Annotated in this window: 26 protein-coding genes; 14 read left to right on the plus strand and 12 right to left on the minus strand. The window is 59.3% G+C overall.

Features of this window, described 5'->3' with window-relative positions; translation table 11 throughout:
* The first annotated feature begins 144 nt into the window (after window positions 1-144).
* Window positions 145-372 carry a hypothetical protein gene (locus IV89_RS17200; protein ID WP_037941664.1) on the plus strand — a complete coding sequence of 76 codons (228 nt, stop codon included), beginning with the start codon at window positions 145-147 and terminating at the stop codon, window positions 370-372.
* On the opposite strand, the gene IV89_RS17205 is transcribed toward IV89_RS17200, so the two are convergent.
* Window positions 369-1,004 carry a VWA domain-containing protein gene (locus tag IV89_RS17205; RefSeq protein WP_064217178.1) on the minus strand — a complete coding sequence of 212 codons (636 nt, stop codon included), beginning with the start codon at window positions 1,002-1,004 and terminating at the stop codon, window positions 369-371. The genes IV89_RS17200 and IV89_RS17205 overlap by 4 nt on opposite strands.
* Before the next feature lie 305 nt (window positions 1,005-1,309).
* On the opposite strand from IV89_RS17205, the gene pqqA reads away from it, so the two are divergent.
* From pqqA to pqqE, 5 genes are read left to right on the plus strand one after another with little or no spacing between them, the layout of a single operon-like run.
* Complete coding sequence (gene pqqA, locus IV89_RS17210; RefSeq protein ID WP_037941665.1) at window positions 1,310-1,414, plus strand: pyrroloquinoline quinone precursor peptide PqqA; 105 nt, start codon at window positions 1,310-1,312, stop codon at window positions 1,412-1,414.
* Between the two features lie 24 nt (window positions 1,415-1,438).
* Entirely contained in the window at window positions 1,439-2,335 is an 897-nt protein-coding gene (gene pqqB / locus IV89_RS17215; RefSeq protein ID WP_037941666.1) for a pyrroloquinoline quinone biosynthesis protein PqqB, read from the plus strand.
* Complete coding sequence (gene pqqC / locus IV89_RS17220; protein ID WP_037941667.1) at window positions 2,332-3,078, plus strand: pyrroloquinoline-quinone synthase PqqC; 747 nt, start codon at window positions 2,332-2,334, stop codon at window positions 3,076-3,078. The genes pqqB and pqqC overlap by 4 nt, the downstream gene beginning before the upstream one ends.
* Window positions 3,075-3,359, plus strand: coding sequence for a pyrroloquinoline quinone biosynthesis peptide chaperone PqqD (gene pqqD / locus IV89_RS17225; protein ID WP_037941668.1), 285 nt, complete (start codon window positions 3,075-3,077; stop codon window positions 3,357-3,359). The genes pqqC and pqqD overlap by 4 nt, the downstream gene beginning before the upstream one ends.
* A complete protein-coding gene (gene pqqE, locus IV89_RS17230; RefSeq protein WP_037941669.1) occupies window positions 3,356-4,438 on the plus strand; it encodes a pyrroloquinoline quinone biosynthesis protein PqqE in 1,083 nt (360 codons plus the stop codon). Before pqqD ends, pqqE begins: the two co-directional genes overlap by 4 nt.
* Window positions 4,439-4,440: 2 nt before the next feature.
* Here the strand turns inward: pqqE and IV89_RS17235 are convergent, their stop codons facing one another.
* From IV89_RS17235 to IV89_RS17250, 4 genes are all read right to left on the minus strand, one after another.
* Window positions 4,441-6,633: a PAS-domain containing protein gene (locus tag IV89_RS17235; RefSeq protein ID WP_037941670.1), complete on the minus strand. Its 2,193-nt coding sequence runs from the start codon at window positions 6,631-6,633 to the stop codon at window positions 4,441-4,443.
* A 5-nt stretch (window positions 6,634-6,638) separates the two neighbouring features.
* Window positions 6,639-7,808: an FIST N-terminal domain-containing protein gene (locus tag IV89_RS17240; protein ID WP_037941671.1), complete on the minus strand. Its 1,170-nt coding sequence runs from the start codon at window positions 7,806-7,808 to the stop codon at window positions 6,639-6,641.
* Between the two features lie 33 nt (window positions 7,809-7,841).
* Window positions 7,842-8,540: a response regulator transcription factor gene (locus tag IV89_RS17245; protein WP_037941672.1), complete on the minus strand. Its 699-nt coding sequence runs from the start codon at window positions 8,538-8,540 to the stop codon at window positions 7,842-7,844.
* Window positions 8,541-8,653: 113 nt separating this feature from the next.
* The gene (locus IV89_RS17250; protein ID WP_037941673.1) at window positions 8,654-10,420 is read right to left on the minus strand and encodes a PQQ-dependent methanol/ethanol family dehydrogenase; all 1,767 of its coding nucleotides are present in this window, start codon (window positions 10,418-10,420) and stop codon (window positions 8,654-8,656) included.
* A 255-nt stretch (window positions 10,421-10,675) separates the two neighbouring features.
* On the opposite strand from IV89_RS17250, the gene IV89_RS17255 reads away from it, so the two are divergent.
* Together IV89_RS17255 and IV89_RS17260 are read left to right on the plus strand one after the other, a co-directional pair.
* Window positions 10,676-11,617, plus strand: coding sequence for an ABC transporter substrate-binding protein (locus IV89_RS17255; RefSeq protein WP_051843826.1), 942 nt, complete (start codon window positions 10,676-10,678; stop codon window positions 11,615-11,617).
* Window position 11,618: 1 nt separating this feature from the next.
* Window positions 11,619-12,230, plus strand: coding sequence for an ATP-binding cassette domain-containing protein (locus IV89_RS17260; RefSeq protein ID WP_093733168.1), 612 nt, complete (start codon window positions 11,619-11,621; stop codon window positions 12,228-12,230).
* Window positions 12,231-12,238: 8 nt separating this feature from the next.
* Here the strand turns inward: IV89_RS17260 and IV89_RS17265 are convergent, their stop codons facing one another.
* The 5 genes from IV89_RS17265 to IV89_RS17285 are packed head-to-tail and all read right to left on the minus strand — an operon-like array spanning window position 12,239 to window position 16,342.
* A complete protein-coding gene (locus tag IV89_RS17265) occupies window positions 12,239-13,030 on the minus strand; it encodes an ABC transporter permease (protein WP_037941675.1) in 792 nt (263 codons plus the stop codon).
* On the minus strand, window positions 13,027-13,743 hold the full coding sequence (locus IV89_RS17270) for an ABC transporter ATP-binding protein (protein ID WP_037941676.1): 717 nt from the start codon (window positions 13,741-13,743) through the stop codon (window positions 13,027-13,029). The genes IV89_RS17265 and IV89_RS17270 overlap by 4 nt, the downstream gene beginning before the upstream one ends.
* Entirely contained in the window at window positions 13,740-14,189 is a 450-nt protein-coding gene (locus IV89_RS17275) for a hypothetical protein (protein ID WP_037941677.1), read from the minus strand. Before IV89_RS17275 ends, IV89_RS17270 begins: the two co-directional genes overlap by 4 nt.
* Before the next feature lie 24 nt (window positions 14,190-14,213).
* Complete coding sequence (locus IV89_RS17280) at window positions 14,214-15,185, minus strand: YVTN family beta-propeller repeat protein (protein WP_051843814.1); 972 nt, start codon at window positions 15,183-15,185, stop codon at window positions 14,214-14,216.
* The gene (locus IV89_RS17285) at window positions 15,182-16,342 is read right to left on the minus strand and encodes an ABC transporter substrate-binding protein (RefSeq protein WP_037941679.1); all 1,161 of its coding nucleotides are present in this window, start codon (window positions 16,340-16,342) and stop codon (window positions 15,182-15,184) included. The genes IV89_RS17280 and IV89_RS17285 overlap by 4 nt, the downstream gene beginning before the upstream one ends.
* Before the next feature lie 163 nt (window positions 16,343-16,505).
* On the opposite strand from IV89_RS17285, the gene pedF reads away from it, so the two are divergent.
* The 6 genes from pedF (at window position 16,506) to IV89_RS17315 (ending at window position 22,464) form a co-directional block, all read left to right on the plus strand.
* On the plus strand, window positions 16,506-17,210 hold the full coding sequence (gene pedF / locus IV89_RS17290) for a cytochrome c-550 PedF (RefSeq protein WP_037941681.1): 705 nt from the start codon (window positions 16,506-16,508) through the stop codon (window positions 17,208-17,210).
* Window position 17,211: 1 nt separating this feature from the next.
* Entirely contained in the window at window positions 17,212-18,114 is a 903-nt protein-coding gene (locus IV89_RS17295) for a transporter substrate-binding domain-containing protein (protein WP_037941683.1), read from the plus strand.
* Between the two features lie 76 nt (window positions 18,115-18,190).
* Window positions 18,191-18,709, plus strand: a complete 519-nt coding sequence (locus IV89_RS17300; protein ID WP_037941685.1) for a carbon monoxide dehydrogenase subunit G — start codon at window positions 18,191-18,193, stop codon at window positions 18,707-18,709.
* Between the two features lie 34 nt (window positions 18,710-18,743).
* A complete protein-coding gene (locus tag IV89_RS17305; protein WP_037941687.1) occupies window positions 18,744-19,229 on the plus strand; it encodes a (2Fe-2S)-binding protein in 486 nt (161 codons plus the stop codon).
* Window positions 19,230-19,289: 60 nt separating this feature from the next.
* The gene (locus IV89_RS17310) at window positions 19,290-21,662 is read left to right on the plus strand and encodes a xanthine dehydrogenase family protein molybdopterin-binding subunit (RefSeq protein ID WP_037941689.1); all 2,373 of its coding nucleotides are present in this window, start codon (window positions 19,290-19,292) and stop codon (window positions 21,660-21,662) included.
* 13 nt (window positions 21,663-21,675) lie between these two features.
* Window positions 21,676-22,464, plus strand: a complete 789-nt coding sequence (locus tag IV89_RS17315) for a xanthine dehydrogenase family protein subunit M (RefSeq protein ID WP_037941691.1) — start codon at window positions 21,676-21,678, stop codon at window positions 22,462-22,464.
* A 50-nt stretch (window positions 22,465-22,514) separates the two neighbouring features.
* Here the strand turns inward: IV89_RS17315 and IV89_RS17320 are convergent, their stop codons facing one another.
* Window positions 22,515-23,405 carry an FAD:protein FMN transferase gene (locus IV89_RS17320; RefSeq protein ID WP_037941692.1) on the minus strand — a complete coding sequence of 297 codons (891 nt, stop codon included), beginning with the start codon at window positions 23,403-23,405 and terminating at the stop codon, window positions 22,515-22,517.
* Window positions 23,402-25,504: a 4Fe-4S binding protein gene (locus IV89_RS17325; protein ID WP_037941695.1), complete on the minus strand. Its 2,103-nt coding sequence runs from the start codon at window positions 25,502-25,504 to the stop codon at window positions 23,402-23,404. Before IV89_RS17325 ends, IV89_RS17320 begins: the two co-directional genes overlap by 4 nt.
* Between the last annotated feature and the right edge of the window lie 99 nt (window positions 25,505-25,603).

The following is a 25,603-nucleotide window of genomic DNA, read 5'->3' on the forward strand; positions in this document are numbered from 1 at the left end:
AACAAAGCGGATAAGGACGAAACCGCTCTGGCGGTATTGGCGCTTGTGGCAGGCGTAGCGCGTTGATTTGTGCGTTGTGATTTTGTGAACTGACGAACCTGTTGGACGATTGGGAGCTTTTTAATCTGACGACAGGAAGTTTCAATGTCAGACCAATATGTACCGGCTCTGCGCCAGCGATTTCTCGAAGACATGCAGATCAAGGGTCTGCAACCAAAGACGCAGACGATGTATTTGCGAGGGATGCGCGACTTCTTGTTATTCAAATTGAATGCACCGGTATTGAGGGAGCCTAAGAATTACCGGACGCCAGCTAATGGACAATACCAAGCGCCTGTTTTTGCTGTTAGCAGTGATTGCCTGGCTCGTTAGAACAAGAACTGGCATCCCAACGTCTCGCGCAATGCAGCGATCAGCTGGTCCAAAGTTTCGGCACTGGTATAAGTCCCGCCCGTCCGGTCGGCGAGGCACCGGGATGTACTTTCCGACGTATTGTAGTCGTTGTCGGTCTGCCGGTCCCATGAAAAGAACGTACCGCGCACTTTGAAACCGATCACATGGACGGTGGTGTTAAACCCGTCTGTTGCCAATTCGGCGGCCAGCATACAGGGCATGCCGCCACAGGTCTCCTTGCCGTCTGTGACCAACACTACGGTCGCGGGTTGCGTTTTGTAATCCAGCGTTTGCGCCGCCAATTTGACGGCCTGCGTCAACGCGGTGCTGCCACCGGGTTCAAGTGCGTTGATGGCTGAAATGATCAGCGAGGCGGCATTGGCTTCGGGCGCGAACCGCATCTCGACGCCCGAACACTCATCCGCGCCGTTGGGACCGTAGACGACAAGGCCAAGGCGACGGTTCTGCGCAATTTGCGGCAGTGCATCGGCCATCGCCCGGCGCGCCTCAAAAATGCGCGGCTCGTCAATGTCGTTGAAGCCCATCTCGGCCATGGAACCCGAACCGTCAAAGACGATCATCGCGTCGGCGGCGCAATCGTCTGTCGCCATGGCATTTGTGGCGCCGAGAAGTGTGAAGATGAAGGGAAGGCAAAATCGCATAACGCAAGCGTGTCACGGCACCCGCAAGCTGTCCAGAAATTTGCGGCTCTCAGGCATGAGACGATGGTCGGAAGTATCTACCAAAAGCATCGCGGGCGGGAATGCGCCGACAATGGGAGGCTCTGGTGGGTAAGATCCGCCGTCATTTGAAGTTCTGGTTCATCTCCGAGGTTTGATACCTTAGTCTCATAGACAATCGCGAGGTCGCGACGAATACTCGAAGCTGAGAAAACGTAACCTGTGGAGGAAACACAATGGCATGGTCAAAACCGATTATCCGCGAAATTGAATGCGGGATGGAGATCAACATGTACGGCCCGGACGGTGATCGCGAGCAAGACGACGGCGATCTGTTCTGATATTTCTGCGCGCGGAGAGTTGCATTGACGTTTCGCGCGCATGTTCTTGGGTCGGCTGCCGGTGGTGGTTTGCCACAGTGGAACTGCGGGTGCGAGAATTGCAATCTGGCGCGTGCAGGAACGATACCCGCGCAAACCCAGTCTTCGCTCGCCCTCAGCGCCAATGGCACCGAGTGGGCGGTTTTGAATGCGTCGCCCGATATTCGGGACCAGATGCTCAAAGCCCCGCCTCTGCATCCGAGTGACCTGCGCAAATCCCCCTTGCGGTCTGTCCTGCTCACCAATGGCGATATCGACCACATTGCAGGGTTGTTGACCCTGCGCGAGCAACAGGCTTTTACGCTTTTCGCCACACCTGAAATTCATCGCGTGCTCGCCGAAAATCCGATTTTTAATGCCCTCCATCCGGACTTCGTCAAACGCGTTTCGATTGAGCTGGGATGCGAGGTCGAAATTGCACCGGGTCTGACGGCGCAGCTGTTTCCGGTGCCGGGCAAGATGCCGCTCTATCTGGAAGGTGCGGAAGTCCAAACCGACCTGGAGGGTGAGCAGACGGTCGGGGTACATTTGCGGGCAGGGGACAAAAACGCATTCTACATTCCCGGCTGTGCGGCAATGCGCGATACGCTTGCGGCGCGGCTGGACGGGGCGGATGCGGTTTTCTTTGACGGGACACTTTGGCAGGACGACGAGATGGTGCGCGCAGGACTGAGCCAGAAAACCGGGCGGCGGATGGGGCATATGTCCATGTCCGGCCCCGACGGTTCCATCGCTGCCTTCGAAGATATCAAGATTGCGAAGAAAGTTTTTGTCCATATGAACAATACCAATCCAGTGTTCCGGCCTATGTCAGAAGAGCGCAAAGCGGTCGAAGCCGCCGGATGGATCATTGCGCAGGACGGGATGGAGTTGGAGATATGACGGCCACACCCGCCGAATTCGAAGCCCGCCTGCGCCGGATCGGGGCCGAGCGGTATCACGACAAGCATCCGTTTCACGACTTGCTGCATGGCGGCGGTTGCACGCCCGATCAGGTCCGCGCATGGGTGATCAACAGGTTCTACTATCAGGCCAGTATCCCGATGAAAGATGCCGCTTTCATGAGCCGTGTCGATGATCCCGCGCTGCGCCGCGCGTGGCGGTCACGCATTGAGGACCACGACGGCACTGACGAGGTCGAGGGCGGCATTGCCCGCTGGTTGCATCTTGCAGATGCTGTTGGGCTAGACCGCGACTATGTTGCCAGTGCCCGCGGGGTGTTACCGGCTACGCGCTTTGCGGTGGATGCCTACGTGCGCTTTGTCCGAGACAAGACGCTGCTTGAAGCGGTCGCCGCGTCGCTGACCGAGCTGTTTGCGCCAAAAATTCACGCCGCGCGGATCGAAGGACTGATGGCGAATTACGCCTTTGCCGACGACACGAGCCTGTCCTATTTCCGCAACCGGCTGACACAGGCGCCCAAGGATGTGGCCTTCGGGTTGGGATGGGTTCTGGAGCACGCCGATACTGCCGAGAAACAGGACGCGGCGGCGGCTGCGCTTGAATTCAAGACCGATGTGCTTTGGGCGCAGCTCGATGCGTTACATGCGGCCTATGTCACGCCTGCGCGTATTCCGCCGGGGGCCTGGGTGCCCGGTTCATACGTTTTGACCCCCGCATCATGACGGCGCTCGACGGTCAGGCAGTACCACGGATACCGCGCGGCGTGCGGATGCATGATGATACGGTACGCGGCAAAACTGTCTTGCTGGCACCCGAGCGGGTCATCGACCTTGATGCCATCGGACTTGCCATTTTGCAGCAGATCGACGGTGAGAAAACCATGTCCCAGATTATCGAGACGCTCGCAGCGCTTTATGCCGCACCTGTTGCGCAAATCTCGGAGGATGTGTCCGGGTATGTGGTGGGCCTGATGGACCGCCGGATACTGGAGATTAAACCATGACCGCGCCCGCACCCATCGCCATGCTGGCGGAGCTGACCTATCGCTGCCCCCTGTCGTGCCCCTATTGCTCCAATCCCGTCGAAATGGCGGCACGGGAGAAGGAGATTTCGACGGAACTCTGGGTCGACGTCTTTCGTCAGGCCGCAGGCCTTGGCGTGTTGCAACTGCATCTGTCGGGAGGCGAGCCTGCTTCGCGGCGGGATCTGGTTGATCTGGTGGCGGGCGCGCGGGATGCCGGGCTGTACACCAACCTCATCACCTCGGCCATCGGCCTCACGCAGCGGCGACTTGCCGAACTGGACGCAGCAGGGCTTGATCATGTGCAGCTGTCCTTGCAAGGCACGGATGCAGATATGGCCGACCGGATCGGCGGGTACAACGGCGGGTTCAAACGCAAGATGCAGGCAGCGGCGTGGATCGTCGAGGCAGGTTTTCCGCTGACGCTCAACGCTGTGGTGCATCGCCAGAACCTGCACCAATTGCCGGAGGCGATCGAGATGGCCGTTGAAATGAAAGCGCGGCGGATCGAAGTTGCGATTGTGCAATTCCACGGCTGGGCGATGCTGAACCGCAGCGCGATGATGCCGACACGCGCGCAGGCAGACGAGGCCAGCCGCGTGGTCGCTGAAGCGCGCAAGCGGCTCAAAGGTCAGCTGGTCATCGACTATGTGCCGGCGGATTACCACGGCGATTATCCCAAACGGTGTATGGGCGGATGGGGGCTCTCGGGTCTGAACGTAACGCCTGACGGGCTGGTGTTGCCCTGTCACGCTGCGCAGACGATCCCCAACCTCGTCTTCGACAACGTGGCGGACAAGCCGCTGTCGGACATCTGGTATCACGGCGGCGCCTTCAACGCCTATCGCGGCGAGGACTGGATGCAGGAGCCGTGTAAATCCTGCGATCGGCGCAAGCTGGACTTTGGGGGGTGCAGGTGTCAGGCGATGGCGATTGCGGGCGATCCGGCGGCCACGGACCCGACCTGCATCAAATCGCCGTTGCATTCACGCATGCAGGAACTGGCGCAAGGGTTTTCAACGGATGACACCGCCGAACTGGTTTACCGCAAAAGCCCGTAACCTCACGAGACACTGCGGAGAAAGTCGAACAGCCTGAGACGGTCGATGGGTTTGGGCATCAGGTTCAACCCCATCGAGGCACACTGTTGCGCAAGCGCGCTACTGCGGTCGGCAGAGATCATACGCGTCGGGATTGGCCCGTATTGCTGAATGATCCGTTGGTGCAGCTCGGGCCCCGACATGCCATCGCCCAACTGGCAATCGAGCAATAGTACATCGGGGACAAGATCGATGTCCCTGAGGATGGCAATTGCCTCCTCACCGTTGAGCGCGTGAATGACATGGGCGCCCCAGCCTTCGATCATGAGGGATATTGCGTTGGCAAGATCCCCGTCATTCTCCACAAGCAATATAATCTGACCGAGCTTCGGTAACTTGGGGCTGTCGCTCATTGGTCTTACGGTCGTTTTTTGGGCTTTGTCACTGCAGAGGATCTTCAGCTCTACCGTAAAACAGCTACCCTTGTCCGGAATGGAGCAGAGATGCAGCGGGTGGTTCAGGGACTTGCAAGCCCGTTCGACAATGGCCAGACCCAGACCCAGACCGGCCGCAGAGTTCGCCATATCCAGACGCTTGAACTCCTGAAAGATCAGTTTCTGATCAGCCTCTGCAATGCCAAAGCCCGTATCCCAGATCTCCATACGGGCCGTGGCCCCGCTGCGCCGCACGCCCACAAGAACCTTGCCACTCTGCGTGTACCGGATCGCGTTGGAAATGAGGTTCTGTGCGATGCGCCGCAAATAGCCGGGATCACTGCGCACGGTCAGGCCGCAGCTCACGATGGTGAGATCCAGCCCCTTGTCCCGTGCTACGGGCGTCAACTCGTCGCTGAGAGGGCCAAGGATGGCGTCCAGCCGCACCGGCTGGATGTCGAAAGTGGGGCTGGTCGCGTCCAGTTTGGAGATGTCCAGCAAAGCTTCGATGATCTTCTCGACGCTGATCAAGGCTGTTTCGGCCTTGCCGATCACATTGAGTAGGTCTGGCTGCGTCAACCGGTCCGACACCGAAGCCACAAACAGTTTTGCAGCAGAAAGCGGTTGCAACAGGTCATGGCTTGCAGCAGCGACAAATCGGGATTTTGACGCATTGGCGCGCTCCGCTTCCGACAAGGCGATCCCCAACTCATTCGTGCGGTCCTGCACGCGCTGTTCCAGCACTTCGTTCATTTCGGCCAATGATTTCGCCGCAGACCGCTCGGCAGTGACGTCGGTAAAACTCATCACAAAGCCACGGTCCGGCATTTCCTGACCAAAAACGCTAAAGGTCTGGCGGCCGTTGCGCGTGACTTCAAAAGCAATCGGGGACCGCCCTTCATTGTGGTTGGCCCATCGCACCAGCATGTCGACGTCGAACTGGTCGGAGAAGATGAGCTGTTTTTCAAGCTGTTCGAGGAGAATGACAAAATTTCTCCCCAATGCTGCTTCCTGAGGGGGCAGATCCAGCAGCTGATTCATCTTCTTGTTCCAGCCCACAAGATTTTTTGCATGATCAAAAATGCAAACTCCCTGATTGAGATGGTCAAGCGTGGCTTGAAGGATCTGCGCCTGGCGGTCGCGCATCCGGTCCTGTTCTTTTCGTTCCAGCCGGATAATTTCGGTGACGTCCGTCTGCAGGATAACGGTGCCGCGACGGGCTGTGCGGTGTTCGCTGACCTGTATCCAGCGGTCATGTTTCAGACTGACATTGAACACCACATGGTTGTCGCGGTGCCGCTCGGTGCGCCGATTGGCCCACTGGGCGGGTGTCACATCAGGCGGCAGTGCGAGGGAGCTGCTTCGCGAAACCAGGTCGACGTAGTCGTTGAAAGGCAACCCTTCGACCAATCGCATCTCCACGTCTTTCATATCGCGGCAAAAACGGCTGTTGAACAGGACGAGTAGGTCGTTGGAATCAAACAGCGCAAAACCTTCGTTGATCGTCTCAATAGCCTCACCCAGATTGGTGCGGGCGGTTTCGGTCTCGCGGTTGGCCTCTTCAAGCTGTGCATTGGATTCCTGCAACAGATCGAGTGTGCGCTCCAGATCAATGGTCCGTTCCTTGACCTGCATCTCAAGCAGGGCGGCCCGTTCGAACTGGGCATAGGCAAGACCGGACTGTTCGTTTTTTTGCTCCACGCGGCGCATGAGAACTTTGGAAATCAGCAGCAGCTTTTCATTCTGGCGCTCGATGCTGTCGAGTGGGTTGATCAATGACATGGGTGTCAGGCCTCGCCGCCATGGGTTTCGGCATAGATCGCCAGACCGGACATGGTGTGGTTGACGTGAAGCGGCCCGATTTGTTCGCCATAGGTTGAAAAGCCGATGACCTTGTGACGGGTCAGTACGTCCGACACCTGGCGGGTGCTCTGTTTTTGCTCGGCTTCAATGCGGCGCAGAATGCAGTCACATCCTACGATGTCCGTCAGCGTGCCCATTCTGGACAGCTCGGTCAGCTTCTCGTCCAGATGTTCGGCCATGTCCCGCGGCTCTGCCACAGTCAGCACCATGCCTTCGTCTATGGCAGAGAAGAACACCAACTCGCCTTTTGGCGTGACCTGCTGGATCGCGCGGACATGATGGGCACCGCCGATACGCACGACGACCGGATGGGAGGCGAAAGTGAACTGGTCGAGCTGGTCAGGGTTCGTACCGACCAATCGCGCATATTCGCGCGCGGCCGGCTCTGCGTTGATGGATTTCACGATGCGCCTGTCGGGATCGGCGTCGGTGACGACCATCTGAATATCCGTGGGGACAAGGTGATCAATGCTGAAGACCTGCGTTTTATGATCTGTCTGGATCATCGTCAGAACGGCAGCGTTTTGGCGCACCCGTCCATTAAATGACACGAACGTCTGTTTGAATCTGGTGCCGTCTCCCGCCGATCCGCCAAACAGCGGCATGTCCCGCAGCGCAGGCGAGATCGCAGCCGTCAGGGTATCCTCGCGCAGGGAAAGGCCGTCCACCACGAGAAAGGCAAACCCATTCAGTTTTTTGGGGTTTCTATCGCGCAAGGCAACCCGGTCCTGCGCAATGCGGTCAACCGCGCTTTGGGTCTCGCGACCGTCAAGGTCTTCGACGAGGATCGAAATGCTGTCAAAATGTGCGGCGGGGTAGCCAAGTCCGAGGATCGTTCCCTCCTCATAGCCTCCCGCGCCGATTTCTCCGGCGGTGGTACAGGCTACAATATCAGTTGTGGGAAATACTGCGTTGAGTCTCTCTGAGACAGCAGCAAAATCGACATTCGGGGTCACAAAGACCGTGAGCAGGGCCAAGGGAGCGTCCCCCAGCTTTTCGCGCAGATGCGCGACCGGATCGTCGCATTTTACCGAGACCTGGGCCTGAGATAATACATGCACGTCCCGCCCGTTGCTCTGGATCTTTTCGGTCATTCTGATCACCCCGTTCCGGTCACGATAGAGGTGCTATTCCCGGTTTGGCAAGACTTCGGAAAAATTCGCTTCATGTGCAACCAGCACCGCCTGGGTGCGGCTTTGAACGCCGAGTTTGCGCATGATCGCGGTCACATGCGCCTTTACAGTTGTTTCCGCAATCGTCAGGTCGAATGCGATCTGCTTGTTGAGCTTACCCTCGCAGATGAGGTTCAGGATACGGGCTTGCTGGTTGGTCAGGGACGACAATCTTCGCAGCGTGTCATCCTTGGCAGACCCCTCGCTGCCTTTGACAAAACCGGGCGGCGTGAAAATCTTGCCTTCCCTGATCTGGTCGATGGCATCCTTGAACACCGACCGGCGGCTGTGTTTGGGCACAAAACCCGCTGCACCGGATGTGATTGCGGCGTTGATGATTGTGTTATCGGTCATCGAAGAGACTACGATGATTTTCGACTCTTCGGACTTCCGGCGCAGCTGCATCAATCCGTCAAGGCCGCTGACATCGGGTAGGTTCAAATCGAGCAGGATGAGGTGCGGCGCTTTGAAGGTGTCGAGCGTCTTGAGTGCCGATTGAAGGCAATCTGCTGTGCGAACTTCCACGAACTCTGCCACCGACCGCAGGGTCAGATCAAGCGCATCGCAAAACAGAGGATGGTCATCGACGATGAGCGCCCAGGGTGCGATGTCTTGCAATAAATGTTTTGATATTGGCGATTGATGAGGTGTCATGGCCCTACGCTAGGGCACAACAATCCAAAAGTCTCTTGTCAAAAAGTCCTAGTCGCCCGTGCCAAAAAAATGCGCCCCTACGAGAGGGGCGCACAAGGTTACAGGGAGATTTCTTAGTTGTTGGAAGCAAGCTGTGCAGGCAGACGGAAGGTCCACAGCAGGCCGCCCTGGTTGAGGTAGCTCACCTTCTGGGCCACTTCGCCGCCCCAGAGTGGCACCGCACCACCCCATCCGGAGATTACGGTCACAAACTGTTCACCGTCCTGTTCCCAGGTGATGGGCTGGCCGACGATGCCGGAACCGGTCTGGAACGACCAAAGCTTGTCGCCGGTTTCGTCATCGAAGGCGATGAATTCACCCTCGGGCGTGCCTGTGAACACCAGTCCACCGGCAGTGGTCATCACACCGGCCCAAAGGGGCGCGTCGTTCTTGTACTCCCACTTGATCTCGCCGGTGTCGGGGTCCATCGCCTTGAGGCTGCCGATGTGGTCCTCGTAGTTCGGCTTGATCGTGAAGCCCGAACCAAGGTAGGCCGCACCTTTCTTGTAGGTGATCGGCTCGTTCCAGACGTCCATGCCCCATTCGTTGGAGGGCACATAAAACAGGCCAGTTACGGGCGAGTGTGCCATAGGCATCCAGTTTTTGCCGCCGAGGAAGGAAGGCGACGAGAACACGACTTCCCCCTTGTTGCCATCGGCCGACGCAGCCGGGTCGCCGGGGCGATTCTCTTCGACGAAGATCGGACGACCGGTATCATCGATGCCGCTGGCCCATGTGATGTCCTTGACGAAAGGTGCGGCACTCACAAATGCGCCGTCCTCGCGGTTGAGAACATAGAAGTAGCCGTTGCGGTCGGCGGTAGCCCACCGTTTGTTGCCTGCGCGGTCTTCATAGGCGACGACTTCGTTCACCCCGTCATAGTCCCAGCCTTCGCGGGGCGTCGTCTGGAAGTGCCACTTGATCTCGCCCGTGGCCGGGTCGATACCGATGCGTGACGCGGCATAGAGGTTGTCACCGGAGTTGCCTTCTGTCGGCTGGCCCGCATTGCGCAGGTGGCTGTTCCAGGGGGCAGGGTTTCCCGCGCCGAACACCAGCGTATCCGTGTCCGCGTCATACGATCCACCGAGCCAGGTAGCCCCGCCGCCGGTTTTCCACATATCGCCCGGCCATGTCGCGTTCAACGTGCCGGTCATCGTGCTTTCTTCGCCGTTCAGCATCCCCATGTGACCCTCGATCACCGGACGATCCCAGATCAGTTCGCCGGTCTCGGTATCACGGGCTTGGACACGGCCGACCACGCCGAACTCACCGCCAGAGTTGCCGGTGATGATCATGCCGTTCAGGATCAGCGGGGCGGCAGTGTAGCTGTACCCCGCCTTGTAATCGGCGATCTGCTTGTTCCAGACCACATCGCCGGTGTCCTTGTTCAATGCAACGATGCGCGCATCGAGCGTGCCGAAGTAAACCTTGTCGCCAAAGATGGCGGCACCCCGGTTCACGACGTCGCAACACGGCAGGATACCTTCGGGCAGGCGGGCGTCATACTGCCACAGCTCTTTGCCTGTCTTGATGTCGATTGCATACATCCGCGAATAGGAGCCGGTGATGTACATCACGCCGTCATGCACGATGGGCTGCGTTTCCTGGCCGCGCTGCTTTTCACCGCCGAGAGAGAACGCCCAGGCCGGCACAAGGTTCTTGACGTTGTCCTTGTTCAGAGTTGTCAGCGGAGAGTGGCGTTGCAGGTGACGCCCCATGCCGTTTGTCAACACGTCACCCGTGGATGCCGTATCATTCGCAAGATCGGCCTCTGTGACGTCAGCGACCGCCAGGGTTGCCGTCATCATCGAAGCCGTCAGCGCCAAAATAAATCTGTTCATTCGGTATTCCTCCCAAGAATTATCTGGTCCGGCCACACCTTATGAATGAACGGCGCAATCCGGCATAGCTCGACTATCTGCACAAAAAGGCAAAGCGGCTATTGAACAATGGTCGTATCTCCAAGGGCGTCTCGCCCAAGACCAAAGTCGCAGTGCTGACGCGGGTGCGAGGGGGCTAGTCTGGCAGTCGAACGGACAGCCCTCCAGATCAAAGGACACCCCTTGCGAAACTTCATTACGGCTCTCTTTCTTTCCATGGCTGCTGCGTTCGGGGTAACGCCGGTACGCGCTGAACTGCCCGTCTTGCGCATCGCCGTTCTACCGGTTGGAACGGTAAACTGGGAGCTTGATACAATCCGTCACCACGGCCTCGATACCGCCAACGGTTTCACACTCGAGGTTCAGGGCGTCGCGGGCGGAGCAGCGGCGATGGTGGCGTTTCAGGGGGGTGCTGCCGACGCGATGGTGAGCGACTGGCTGTGGGTTGCGCGGCAGCGGGCGGCGGGCAAGGATTTCGTGTTTCTCCCCTATTCACGCGCAGTCGGTGCATTGATGGTACAGGAAGAAAGCGCGGCGCAGACGCTTGCCGATCTGCGGGGCCGCAAAATCGGTATCGCAGGCGGTCCGCTGGATAAAAGCTGGCTGGTGCTGCGGGCCTATGCGGCTCAGGAATACGGCATGGATCTGAAGGCCGAAACCGAACAAGTCTTTGGTGCGCCCCCGCTGATCTTCAAGACAGCAGTTGATGGCGGTGTGGACGGTGCGATCAATTATTGGCATTTCAATGCCAAGATGCAGGCGCGTGGCATGCGCAAACTGATCGACATAGACGATGCCGCCCGCGCGCTGGACCTTGATCCGCAAACACCGCTGCTGGGATATGTCGTGAGGGGTGAATTGCTGCGCGCCAAACCGGGCCTTGTTGCAGGCCTTGCCGCGGCGTCGCGTGCGGCGAAAGATATCATGCTGTCGAATGATGCTGTATGGGACCGTCTGCGGCCCTTAATGAGCGCACGGTCAGATGCACAATTCCTAGCCCTCAGGGATGGATTTCGCGCAGGAATCCCACCAGCTGCTCCGGTTGACGAGCAGGCCGCGGCGCGCATGCTGGCATTGATGGCCGATCTGGGCGGTACCGAGTTGCTGGGGGATGCCACGACCCTCCCGCAAGGCGTTTTCTACAAACAGGTGCCCTGACATGCAGGCGTCACATGCCCCTGTGGTGGATCTTGATCTGCGGTCATTCGCGAAGAACGACACGGCAATCCTGGGCAGCATCAAGATCACCCTGAGCCCTGCGGAAACGCTGGCGCTAGTCGGGCCTTCGGGGATTGGAAAGACGTCGCTGTTGCGGATCATCGCGGGGATCGAGACGGGGTTCGAAGGCGACAGGCGGGTGCACGGAAAAATCGCGATGGTGTTTCAGGAGCCCACCTTGCTGCCCTGGCGCTGCCTGCGCGACAATATCACGATCCCGACCGGTGTTGATGCCAAGACTGCCGAGGATGCCTTGACGGAAGTCGGGCTGGCCGGGCGCGGCAGCGATTTTCCGGCGCAGCTTTCACTGGGCCAGCAGCGCCGCTTGTCTCTGGCGCGGGCGTTTGCGGTCAAGCCGACGCTCTTGCTGCTGGACGAGCCGTTCGTATCGCTGGACCCTGCGCTGGCCGATGAAATGATTTTGCTTTTCATAAGGCTGCGCGAGGCGCATCAGGTGGCCAGCATCTTTGTGACCCACGTCGTTGACGAAGCCGAGAAGATGGCGAGCCGTACGATCCGGTTGGCCGGATCACCGGCCCGTCTGGTCCTCTGACAGCCGCCTCACCGCTTGCGCCCGACCATGCCACGTGCCGGATCGTATCCCCAGACGGCACCGGCGACAAAAACACCGGCGGCCAGCAGCGTCCACAACAGCGCCTCTCCGTTGAACTGGCCGTAAAGCGCGAAACGGATCAGTTCGATCCCGTGTGTGAACGGGTTGAAAGCGCAGATTGCATAGAGAAGTTCAGAGCTTTCGGCCATTTTCCATAGCGGATAGAGTGCGGAGGACAAAAAGAACATCGGGAAGATGACGAAGTTCATCACACCTGCGAAATTCTCGAGCTGTTTGACAAAGCTCGACAAAACCAGCCCAAGCGCGCCAAGCATCAGGCCGACAATCAAGAACGCAGGGAAAACTGCGAGGTACCCCGCCACGGGGGCCGACACACCAAAGGCCGCCGCGATGGCCAGAAACGCGTATGCCTGCAAGATCGAGATCAGAGTGGAGCCGACAAGTTTGCAAAACAGCAACCACCAGCGGGGCAGGGGGCTGGTCAGCAACAGCTTCATCGAGCCCATCTCGCGGTCATACACAAGGCTGAGCGAAGATTGCATGCCATTGAACAACAAGATCATGCCGCACAGACCCGGTACGATATATGTCTCGTAGGTGATGTAGGTCTGATAGGGCGCGATAATGCTGATGCCCAACGCCGCGCGAAAGCCTGCGGCAAAGACCAGCAGCCAGACGAGCGGCCGCACGAGTGCGGCGACAAAACGCTCGCGCTGGTGCACGAAACGCAACGCTTCGCGCAGCGAAATGGCGTAAAGCGATGTCATATAGGCATTCATGCAGCCGCCCCTGTCAGCTTTAGAAAACGGTCGGAAAGAGGCATCTCTGCACTGATGTCGCCGGCGGTGCCATCGGCCAGAATTTTCCCTCGGTGCAGGATCACAAGGCGGTCGTCGGGGCGCACTTCATCGGCCAGATGGGTCGCCCAGAGCACACAGGTGCCCTCTGCCGCCAGGTCGTGTACATGGGCCGTGATTGCATGGCGTGCCGCAGCATCCAAGCCGACGGTTGGTTCGTCCAGCAAAAGCACCGAAGGGCTGTGCAGAAGGGCGCGGGCGATTTCGGTCCGGCGTTTGTGACCGCCGTTCAGCGTGCGCGCTTTTTCACCGGCGCGGGCGCGCATGTCCAAACGGTCAAGTGCCGCATCAATGGCGGTCTCTGCCCTGCGGCCCGACATACCCTGCAACGCCGCAAAATAGCGCAGGTTCTGGCGCACTGTCAGATCCAGATCCAGCGTTGTCTGCTGGAACACGATGCCCAGATGCGACAGCGCGCGGCGTGGATGGTCCGACAGGGTCTCACCCGCAATCGTGATGCGGCCCTGCCGTGACACGATCAACCGCGTCAGCAGATTGAACAATGTCGATTTTCCCGCCCCGTTGGGGCCCAGCAGGGCGCAAAACTGTCCTGACGAGACCTCGAACGAGACGTCGTCCAACGCGACCTTTGACCCGTAGCGATAGCTCAGGCCGCTGATGGATAATCCTGTCATTCGATGGTGATTTCAATCCGCTGGGTTTCACCCGTGCTGCCGGGTACTTTCATATAATAGCGTCCCGGCTTGATCGCCAAGAACCCGATCTCCATTTCGCCCGCTTCGTCGAACTCAACACTGTCGAGGCCAAGGGGTCTGATCTCAAGCCCCTCAACGACAATCTCGTCGATCCAGATCGACCGAAAGAACTCCGGCCCCGTCAACGCCAGCTCCTGCGAGCCATCGCCGATGATCTCGAACTCGTAATAGGTGCCGGATTTCAGCACCCATGGACCCTCCGAAATGGGCATGCCCGAGGACAGTGTCAGGGGCGGCAGGTCTTCCTTATTCTTGCCCGACAGCACGCCCGCGGCACCAAAGCCGCTGTCGTGATCGTCCCCAAATGCCGGTGAGGACAGTGCAAGGCAGGCAATCAGCGTGGGTTTCAGCAGTGTTTTCAACATATGTATTCTCCGGTTGTCGTGTCGTTATGGACGAAAGGCGGCACCCCATGGAAAGCGTCCGACCTTGATTGTCTTGACGGCCTTGCGCGATGCCACGTCGATGACGGTCACGTCACCTGAAACACCGTTGGTGGTGAACAACTGCGAATGGTCCTCGTTGAACTCCATGTGCCAGACGCGGCGCCCGACGAGGATGTATTCTTCGACCTCGTAGGTTTCGGCGTTGACCGCTGCGATGTGATTGGACGGCCCTAGGGCCACAAATACGGTGCCGTAATCGGGCGTAAACTCGAAGCCGACGGGCTGTACGCGGTCGGGATGCACGCCCTGCACCTCGAACTCGATCTTTCCCTTTTCGGTTTGCGTCGCTGTATCAAACACCGTGAGCGTGCCGCCGATTTCAGAGCTGACCCACATTTCGGTGCCCTGTTTGGCAAATTCGGCGTGGCGCGGGCGGCTGTCGACCAGCGTGTTGGCAAACAGCTCGTTGGTTTCGGTGTTGATCCAATGCGCCATGTTCGTGGTCTCGGACGTGGTGATGGCAATCTTTCCATCCGGCGATACGGCCATGCCTTCGGGTTCAACGCCTACGTCGATCTGGGCCACAACCTCGCCGGTTTGCGTGTTGACGACCGTGGTGATCGCGTCGTCTTCGTTGGCGATATAGAGGTGGATGTCATCGGGGTGCAGCACGAATTGTTCGGGGTCTTCCCCCGAGGGCAGATCGCGCAGGATCTCGCCGGTGTTCGGGTCCATCACCTGGACTGAATCACTGTCGGACGCGCAGATGTAGAGGCGGGTGAAGTCCTTTGAAAAGGTAATGCCGCGCGGGCGTTCGCCTGTGGGATAGGTCTGGATGACTTCCAGTGTGTCGGTGTCGATCACACTGACGGTGTCGTCCTTTTCGTTGGTGACCCAGATTTCGCCGGCGGTGACAGGCGCGGCGAGCGCCAGAGGCACAATCAGGGGCAGCAGTTTTGTCAGGGGTTCGTTCATTGGAAAGCCTCACATTTGCTTTCGGGCTGATCCAGCCCGAGGGTATCGAGTTCATTGACGCGGTGCAGAAATCCTTCGAGAGGTGCCTGCTCCACCAGCGCGCGGGGGTGCACGATGGCGATGGGCTGGCGCAGCTGACCGTTCCAGGTGCGGTAGGTCAACGGGCGGCCCTTGAAGCCCGCCAACTCGAAATCATCTGACAGGATATAGGCGCGCACAGCGCCGACAACGCCGGTGTTCGCGCGCGTCACGGCTTCGCCTACGGTGCGCGCGGCGGCCCAGCCTGCGTAATCCTCGGATGCCATCGGGCGCAAGCTTTCCTCCTCGAAGCGGCTTTGCAGCTGTGCGGCGCCCCATTGCTCGATCACGCGGTCCCATGTCACTGCCGACAGCCCTTCAGAGCCGACAACAGGCCGTGCAGCCCAAGTGTTGTAGAGAACGTAGCGCCCGAAATCATGCAATTCGTCCGCAACGATCAGCGCGTCATAATCGCCCAGTTCTTGCGTAAACAGGGGCACTTCTTGCGCTGCATTGCGCCGCATGTCCGCATCAAAAAGCCATTGCTTTTCGGGCCCGGGCTTTAGCCCGAATTTGACGAGCGAGGCGCGCATTGCCGCGGCATAGGCCTCATCCTGCGGATGCCCGCCGACGATCATCGCAAGGTCCGTCCAGCGTTTTTGCACCAGTACCTGCGCCAGTGCATCGGTGCGCATTGCGACGGACGGGAGGGCATGCAGCAGGTTGGCGCGGCAGGCGTCATCACGCAGCGCCACATTGCCCGATGATATGTTGAACAGCAGCGCATCGCGCGCCTCTGGCAGATCGGCGATCTGGAGGATGATCTCCGGGGCGGCATTCAGGATCAGAAATTTCGTGTCCTGTAGCAAGATCTTTGCAGCGGCCAGCGGATCCTCCCCTTCCGCCACATGCCCGTCGATCAGCGCGTATGTCTGGCCAAGGAACCTGCCGGTCGTCGCATTGTCCGCGATCCCTGTCCGCACGCCCGCAAGGCCAAGATCGTCCGGGAGTGGATCAAGGTTGGACAGGGTAGGGGGCAAGGGCTGCTCGACGTGCAGATAGGCCACTGTCACAGCGACATCGGCCTGCGCCATTCGGGTAAGGCCGAGGGTTACCGCAATCGCAAGTCTCAAGATCATATCCGCCTCCCGCTTTTATCAAACGTACCGCGCGCGCCGGAACTGTCTAATGAGACCTTCGTAGAATACCTGCCGAAGGGTGTACCCAACCAAAGTCTAATATCGCCACCGTTTGGCAATCCTTAGACAGGTGGAAAAACACAACCTGACTTGGGAGAGTGATATGAAACTTCGTCTGTTCGCAAAAACAGCCCTGCCGACAATTATTCTGGCAGGCGCTGTCACCACCGCATTCGCGGCGGGTCCGCCTATCGGAATCTCGCCGGTGGATACGGGCAGCCTGCCGTCAACGGGCGAGGAATGGTTGACCGTCAATCCCTACCGCGCGGACACGGCCGGTGTCGATGTCTGGAAAGAAGCTGTCGAGGTCGGTGCCTCGGGATACAACCAGAACTGTGCGCGCTGTCACGGGATCGAGGGCGTATCGGGGGGCCTTGCACCCGATCTGCGGTATCTCGAAGCCGAAGAATACGGCGACGAATGGTATGCGGAACGGTTCCGCTCGGGCATGACGCAGAACGGCATTACCAAAATGCCCGCTTTCGAAGAGCAGCTGGGACAGGACGCCGCCTGGGCGATCCGAACATACATCGAAACGCGCCCCGACAGCGATGCAATGGATGCGGTGTCAGACGAGCTGAAAGCTTTGCGTGACCAGATGGCAGAATACGCTAACAATGCAGAGGGCGCGGATGCGGAAGCATTACAGGCCCGGCTGACCGAGATCGGCGAGGGGATTGATACGCTGTCCGGCGCGCCAGTTGCAGACTCCATTGCCCTGCGTGCGGCGGCTCAGATCGACGGTACGCCTGCTGCATACAAAACTGCGGCAGAGACGCTTACAATCGGATTGTCGGCGGCGAACTAGCATGCGCGCCCTGACAGTCGCTCTTTCGCTGGCGCTTGCGGGCCTGTCCTTTGCGGGGCAGGCCCACGCTGCCGATCCTTGTGCCGATTATGTGCCGCAACCCAAACCGCAGAATGCCGGCCGCGACGAGGTGGGGCAGGACCTTGATCAGATCGTGGAGCGTGGATTCATGCTGTTTGCGGTCTACGAAAACTACCCACCCTACAGCTGGGAGGAGGCGGGCAAGCCAAGGGGGGTCGATGTCGACATTGCCCGCCTGATTGCCGAAGAAATCGGCGTTAAGGCACAATTCAATTTTGTGTCGTCGGACGAGAACCTCGAAGCGGATCTGCGCAACAACGTCTGGAAGGGTGCTGTCATCGGTGGGCGTGTCTCCAATGTGATGATGCGGGTGCCTTACGATTCAGCGTTCAAGTGCCGGGTCGAGCAGGTGGTGTTCACGGGCCAGTATTCCACCGAATCCATCGCCATCGCCTATGTCAAATCCGAGTATCCGGACGAAAAGCCCGTACCGGCCTATTTCCGGTTCGATACGGTTGCGGTTGAAAACGATTCAATATCGGATTTCTACCTGACGTCATTTGCAGGCGGGCAGTTGGCGGCGAATATTACGAGATATCCCGATATGCAGGCCGCAATGACCGCGCTGAACGGCGGCGAGACGAAGGCGGCCATGGGCCCGCTGGGGCAGTTGGAATACGGGCTGACCGAGGCGACGGACGTACACCAGCCCCCGCTGGCAGGCTTTGCCGTCAGCAAGTGGACTTTGGGTGTCGGGGTCAACTTCCGTTTTCGGCCACTGTCTTATGCCGTGGATGACGCGATCTATGCAGCGCTCGAGGATGGACGGATCGCAGCAATATTCGACAGCTACGGGTTGAGTTTCCAGCCCCCTCTGCGCTGAGATATGCGCCGTTGGTCTAATATGCCGCTGCGTCTCGTTGGACTAGCGTAGAGAAAATCAAAGTGGGGATTATGACGTGAACCTTAGTGATACAAAGACGATCGACGCAGACCGCGCGACGGTCTATGCCGCCTTGCTGAACGCAGAGGTTTTGCAAGCCTGTGTGCCCGGGTGCCAGGAAATGACCGGATCACCCGAAAACGGTTTCGAAGCCGTGGTGGTTCAAAAGGTCGGGCCGGTAAAGGCGACCTTCAAGGGCGCTGTCCAGCTGAGCGAGATGGTCGAGCCTGAAAGCCTGACCATCACCGGCGAGGGCAAAGGCGGTGCCGCCGGCTTTGCGAAGGGCGGTGCGAAAGTCCGTCTGGAAGCCGACGGCGACCAGACGATCCTGCACTACGACGTCGAGGCAAAGGTGGGCGGCAAGCTGGCCCAGCTTGGCAGCCGCATCATCGATGGATTTGCCAAGAAAATGGCAGATCAGTTTTTCAGCAATTTCCAGGATGCCCTCGGCACACCATCGCAAGAGGTTGCCGCAACTGCCGAGGCAGCGCCAGAACAGAAAAAAGGCTGGTTCCGCAAGCTGGTAAAAAGCTGAGCGGGTCACACGAGTACACCAAGGGAGAAACGACATGACGAAAGTAGAAATGACGGTCAACGGGAAGCAGGTGTCCCGCGACGTTGAGGGGCAGACGCTTTTGGTGTCAATGCTGCGTGAGGATCTGCGACTGACGGGCACCCATGTCGGGTGCGATACATCGCAGTGCGGCGCATGCGTGGTTCATGTGAACGGAAAATCTGTGAAAGCCTGCACCATGTTCGCAATCGAAGCCGATGGTGCGGATATCAAGACGATCGAAGGGATGGCAGGCTCGGACGGATCGCTCAGCGTGATCCAGAGCGCGTTTCAGGAGCATCACGGATTGCAGTGCGGATTCTGCACACCGGGCATGGTGATGACGGCGGCCAACCTTCTCAAGGACAATCCGAAACCGACAGAGGCCGAAGTGCGCCACTATCTGCAAGGCAATATCTGCCGTTGCACGGGATACCACAACATCGTCAAGGCGATCATGGCCGCATCCGGTCAGGATGTCAGCGCCATCGCTGCAGAATAGCCCGGGCCGGAATACAAAGGCCGACGCCTACACAAAATAAAAGATTAAGGGAGAAGTTTCATGCCGAAGGACACCGGAATTGGCGCATCGACACGCCGCCGCGAAGACGTTCGTTTCCTCAAGGGAAAAGGACAATACACCGATGATATCCCGCCCGCCCATGATCAGGCGGCGGCGGTCTTCGCCCGCTCGACCGTGGCAAACGGCGTTATCAAATCAATCGACACATCCGTTGCGGAAAGCATGCCCGGCGTGCTGGCGGTTTTTACCGGTGCCGATTTCGCCGATGTTGGCGGCAACCCCGCAGGCTGGCTTATCAACAGCCGCGATGGCGAGCCGATGAAGGAGCCCAAGCGTCCCGTGCTGGCCCACGGCAAGGTCCGTCATGTGGGCGATGCCTATGCCGCGGTCATTGCCGAGACGGAAAAACAGGCGCGTGATGCGGTAGAAGCCATCGAGGCCGACATCGAGGAACTGCCCGCCATCATGGACGTGAAGGCGGCGCTCACATCGGACAATTTCGTACATGACGAGATTGGCACGAACCAGTGTTTCGACTGGGGCTGGATCGAAGACAACCGACGGGCCACTGATGATGCGATCAAAGGTGCGGCGCATGTCACCACGCTCGAGCTGGTCAACAACCGGTTGGTGCCCAACGCGATGGAACCGCGCTGCTCCATGGCAAGCTACAAAGAGAGCAGCGATGAATATACGCTGCACACCACATCGCAAAATCCTCATCTGACCCGGTTGCTGATTTCGGCCTTCGTGATGGGTATTCCCGAAAACAAGCTGACGGTAATCGCGCCTGACGTGGGCGGCGGCTTTGGCTCCAAGATTTACCACTACGGCGAAGAGGCACTGGTGCTGGCGGCGGCGAAACGCGTGGGTCGCACGGTCAAGTGGACGTCCGACAGGACCGAAGCGTTTCTGACCGATGCCCATGGCCGTGACCATGTGACCACAATTGAACTGGCCACAGATGCCGAAGGCAACTTTCTGGCCTTCCGCACCGAGACCTATGCAAACGTCGGTGCCTACCTGTCAAACTTTGCCACTGCCACGCCGACCTTTCTGCACGGCACGTTGATGGCGGGCAACTATACGGTGCCGAATGTCTATGTGAACGTCAAAGCGGTGTTTACAAACACCGCGCCGGTCGACGCCTACCGCGGTGCCGGTCGGCCCGAAGCGACCTATTCTCTGGAGCGGGTCATCGACAAATGCGCACGCGAGTTGGGCATGGACCCGATTGCCCTGCGGCGCAAAAACTTCATCAAGCCGGACCAGTATCCTTTCGCCTCCGCGGCCGGTCTGGAATACGATTCCGGCAATTACGACGCCCTGATGGACAAGATGGAGGAAGTTGCGGACGTTGCGGGTTTCGCTGAGCGCCGCAAGGCGTCCGAGGCCAAAGGCCTGCTGCGCGGATTTGGTGTGAACGCCTATGTCGAGGCTTGCGGCATTGCGCCCTCCAACCTTGTCGGCGTGCTGGGCAGCCGTGTGGGTCTCTATGATGCGGCGACCGTGCGGGTGAACGCCACGGGCAACCTCAGTGTCATGGTCGGCGCGCACAGCCACGGCCAGGGCCATGAAACCGTGTTCCCGCAGATTGTCGCCGATATGCTGGGCATCGACGCCCAAAGCATCGACATCGTGCATGGCGATACGTCCAAGATCCCCTTCGGGATGGGCACCTACGGGTCGCGTAGCCTTGCGGTGTGTGGCTCTGCCGTTGTCCGCGCCACCGAAAAGATCATCGCCAAAGCCAAGAAGATCGCAGGACATATGCTGGAAGCTGCCGAGACCGATATCGAGCTCAAGGACGGTCAATTCTCGGTCGTGGGAACGAACAAGGGCGTTTCCTTTGGCGAGGTAGCCCTCAAGGCCTACATCCCGCATAATTTCCCGATTGAAGACATCGAGCCGGGGCTGGAGGAAACAGCCTTCTATGATCCGGCCAACTTCACGTTTCCGTCAGGCGCTTACTGCTGTGAGGTCGAGGTTGATCCGGATACGGGCAAGGTGCGGGTAGACCGCATGACAGCCGTGGATGATTTCGGCAATGTCATGAACCCGATGATCGTGACCGGCCAAGTGCATGGCGGTCTGGGGCAGGGCATCGGCCAGGCGCTGCTGGAAGCGGCGCGTTATAACGAAGATGGCCAGTTGGAGAGCGCGTCCTACATGGACTATGCCATGCCGCGCGCGGACGATCTGCCCTTCTATATCGTTGATCACAGTCAGGGAACACCCTGCACCCACAACCCGCTGGGGGCCAAAGGCTGCGGTGAAGCCGGTGCCATCGGATCCCCGCCCACAGTTGTGAACGCTGTGATCGACGCCCTTCAATCGGGCGGCAAGAACGTCACACACATCGACATGCCGTTGACTCCACACCGTGTGTGGTCAGCCATGAACAACGCGTAAAGGGACCCAAACCATGTATGCATTTGACATAGAACGTCCAACGACAGTTGCAGAAGCGGTGAACGCGCTGAAAACGGATGAAGCCCAGCCTCTTGGCGGCGGGCAAACCCTGATCCCCACGCTCAAGGCACGGCTCGCTGCCCCCAGCAAGTTGGTCTCCCTCAGCGCGATTGCGGAAATGATCGGAATATCGCGCGAAGGATCAACGATCCGCATCGGCGGTGCGACGACGCACGGGCAGGTCGCGACAGAGTTGGCTGAGAGCTATCCCGCACTCGGCTATCTTGCCTCCAAGATCGGCGATCCTGCGGTGCGCAACCGCGGGACGATAGGCGGATCGGTGGCCAACAACGATCCCGCAGCCTGCTATCCGGCAGCGTGCCTCGCCTCCGGTGCGACCATCACCACCAACACCCGCGACATCGCGGCGGACGACTTCTTTCTGGGCATGTTCGAAACGGCGTTGGAGGAGGACGAGATTGTGACGGCGGTGACGTTCCCCGTGCCGCAAAAAGCGGACTACCAGAAGTTCGAGCAGCCCGCCTCGCGGTTCCCGCTGGTGGGTGTGTTTGTGGCCAAGCACGACGACGGTGTGCGGGTCGCTGTCACCGGCGCTTCCGAGAGCGGCGTTTTCCGGTGGACCGAAGCAGAGGAGGCGCTGTCGGCGGATTTCTCCGCAGGTGCGCTGGACGGGTTGAGTGTGGACGCAGACGGGATGATCACCGACCTGCACGGCGATGGCGCCTACCGCGCCCATCTGATCAAGGTTCTGACCGGACGGGCCGTTACAGCCTCACGCTAAGCTCGCATGCCTGAACAACACGAAGGCCTCCGCATAATGCGGGGGCTTTTTTATGCAGGGGCCTCGACCCTCGAGACATCGCCTTGATCACTAACAAGCGTGATCCGCCGGATCCCGAATGTCCCCACCGCCGCACGGATATCCTCAAGGCGGGCCATTGTCAGCGCTGTGGAAAACCCGTCCGCCATGGTTGCGGTCGCCGCCTCGACCGAGACTGTAGACCAACGCGGTTTTGCGTGCCCATGCAGGATATGCCCTTGACCGCCCAGCGGAACGGCCTTGGGGCTGGAGGTGGCGATGGCCGACGAGGTGAGCGTGCGCGTGCCGATCATCCCGATTTCGGGGTCACTGATGCCCAGCCTCCACGGCCCGCCGGTGCCTCGAAATTCACCGATATTGACCAGCGTGCGCTCGAGCCCCGCATCCCGCAGCGCCTCGGCCACCAGATCTGTCGCGAACCCTTGGGCGATTCCGTTAAAGGTCAACGCCTGTCCTTCGCCCAACGTAACCGACGCAGCACTATGGCGCACACGCGACCAGTCGATGAGCGCGCGCGCGGCCTCAGGTGGTTGCCCTTCGGCTAATGCGCGCCACAGCGGCTGAACGGTGGGGTCAAATAGCCCGCCGGTTGCTGCGTGAACCTGTGTGCAGGCCTGCATCAACCTGCGAAACATCACATCGGGCGCATCAAGGTGCCCGGTCCGGTTCAACCGCGAGACTGTGGAGGCCGGATCGAACAGGTCGAATTGCGCCATAACGGCATCCAGAGACCCACGGGCGCGGTCCAATGCGGGCTCGGCAATCTCTGCCGGGGCATGCAGGGTTATGTCAACCTCCGCCCCCAGGGCACGACCCTGCCAGCGGTGGATCTGCGCCCGCGCGGGCGTCGCCAGCATGCAGGCGGCCGAGATAGACAAGAAACGCCGACGATTCAGTTTCATTGCGCGGCCACCTTATGCAGTCTGCGCCCGTTCCGCGCCGCCACGATCAGCGGCACGCATTGTTTTGGGTCATCGTGGATCGTGACGCAATCAAGGCATTGGAAACATTCGGAATACTGGATTTCGCCGGTTTTCTTGATGGCTCCGTAGGCGCATTTGACGCGGCACAACTGGCAGGGCGATCCGCATTCCGCCCGCCTGTCGATCCATTTGCGGGTGCGTATCAATCCGCCGATCGCCATGACGGCGCCCAGTGGGCAAATGTAGCGGCAGAACCCTTTGAACACCACCATGGACAGCACCAAAAGCCCCACCGCATAAGCCACATAATACCATTCGCGGACAAAGAACGTGGTCACTGCGGTCTTGAACGGCTCGACTTCGATGGCTTTGTCCAATCGCGCAGGGGCGGTGAACATGATCGCCACAAGTGCGAACAAGACGGCGTATTTGATCCATTTCAGGCGGTCGTCCCACGCATCGGGCACGTCAATCTGGCGGATGCGCAACAGTCTTGCGAGGTGGTGGGCGAACTCTTGCATCGCCCCGAAGGGACACAACCAGCCGCAAAACAGACCTCGCCCCCAGAGCACAAACCCGAGGATCGTGACAGCCCAGATGACAAGCGAGAAGGGATCGTAGAGTAAAAACGCCAGTGATCCGCCCTCGGCCACCGTACGGATCACCCCGAGCGGCGTAACGATCGACAATTGCCCTTGCCCCCACCAGCCGACAAACCCGATGACAAAGGCCAGAATCCCGAGGCGGATCGGTGTGAAATATCTATGCCCGGCCAGGCGGTTCAGGCTAAGGCCCAGCAGTGCGATCAATCCGACAAGAAAGACGGCGAGGATAATCAGATCCGCCGCACGGTTGCGCAACGCATCTACCCACGCAGGCGTCGGTTTGACCGCTTCGAGACGTTTGAAAAACCGCGCGTCCGTGCTGTGGGTGATGTCTACCGAGGCTGAACCGATTTCGGGTTTGAACATGCCATGCTCGCGCAGCGCCTTGATCCGCAGTGTCCATTCCGCAGTAGGATCGAACCCCAGCCGCCTGTCCGTGCGCAGGATCAGGGCAGCACCGTCGTGCAGTTCGTCGGGCAGGGCGTCATTCAGCTCAATGTAGATGTCGGCATCTCGCAGGGCTATCGGAAAACCGCCTTGTTCCGCGTTGATCAGATCGGGTGAGGTGTTGCGGATGAATTCATCGGTGACCAACCCGTGCCGTGCCGTCTCGATTACAAGAATGGGTTCGTCGCTGGTGGAGATACCCATAAACCCCTTCAGTTCAGCGAGGCTGCCGGGAGACAGCACCGCGCGGGCGATCGAGGGCGGGCCTATGTCCACAACCCAAAGATCGAGGAAGGTGCCGTCGGGATTGTCTCTTGCTTCCGGATCATCGTCGGCCCAGATCGTCCCTGCAAATTCAGCGTTTATCTCCGCATTCGACACGCGGTGACGGGTGACCAGTCCTTGTCTGACCAGATCCTCCCAGTCCAATGGCTCATCATAGGTAAGGTCCGGATAGGCGGGCGGACCTGTCGAGACGCCGCTCATCTTTTCGCGTGCGACCTTCAGCGTCGCGGCCAGCACGCTTTCATGGGCGATGCGCACGGAGGCGGTCGCTTTGGTGACGCCGTCAAGATAGACCAGCGCGGATCCGTCAGTTCCCGCGCCATAAGGCGTCCCGACCACCAGACTTTCGGTAATCGAATGGCCACGATATTGCTCGAAGAACTTGTGGAACGGTGCCTGTCCCAGCCCTGAGACAAAGATCGGCTCGTTGTGGGAGATCAGTTTGACGTCGAGAAAACGAGCTTCAAGGTCAAGGACCACCAGCACGTTGATAGGCGCACCGGAAAAGCCGGGCAGCGGTGCCATCGGCTCAGTCTCGAACACAAATCCTGCCTCGGCACCGCCCGAGTTCAGAAGCTGCCACACGCCTTCATCGTTGATCCTCTCGCCCAGCGACATCGGCGGAACGATGTAGGGCTCCAACGTCTCTCGATCCAGCGGTTCGGCGGCCAGCGCAATGCACGACACCAGCCATAAAGTGACCGCACCAAGCACGATGTGTAATGTCCACTGGCATTGCATTGATCGAGATTAGAAGCAGGTGGAAAAATGCTCTATGCGACTATGGTAGGGCTTCGCTATTTCGCCTTGGGATTGGCGCGGGATTTGTGCATGGTAATT

The sequence above is a fragment of the Sulfitobacter sp. CB2047 genome (assembly GCF_000735125.2).
Lineage (GTDB): Bacteria > Pseudomonadota > Alphaproteobacteria > Rhodobacterales > Rhodobacteraceae > Sulfitobacter > Sulfitobacter pontiacus.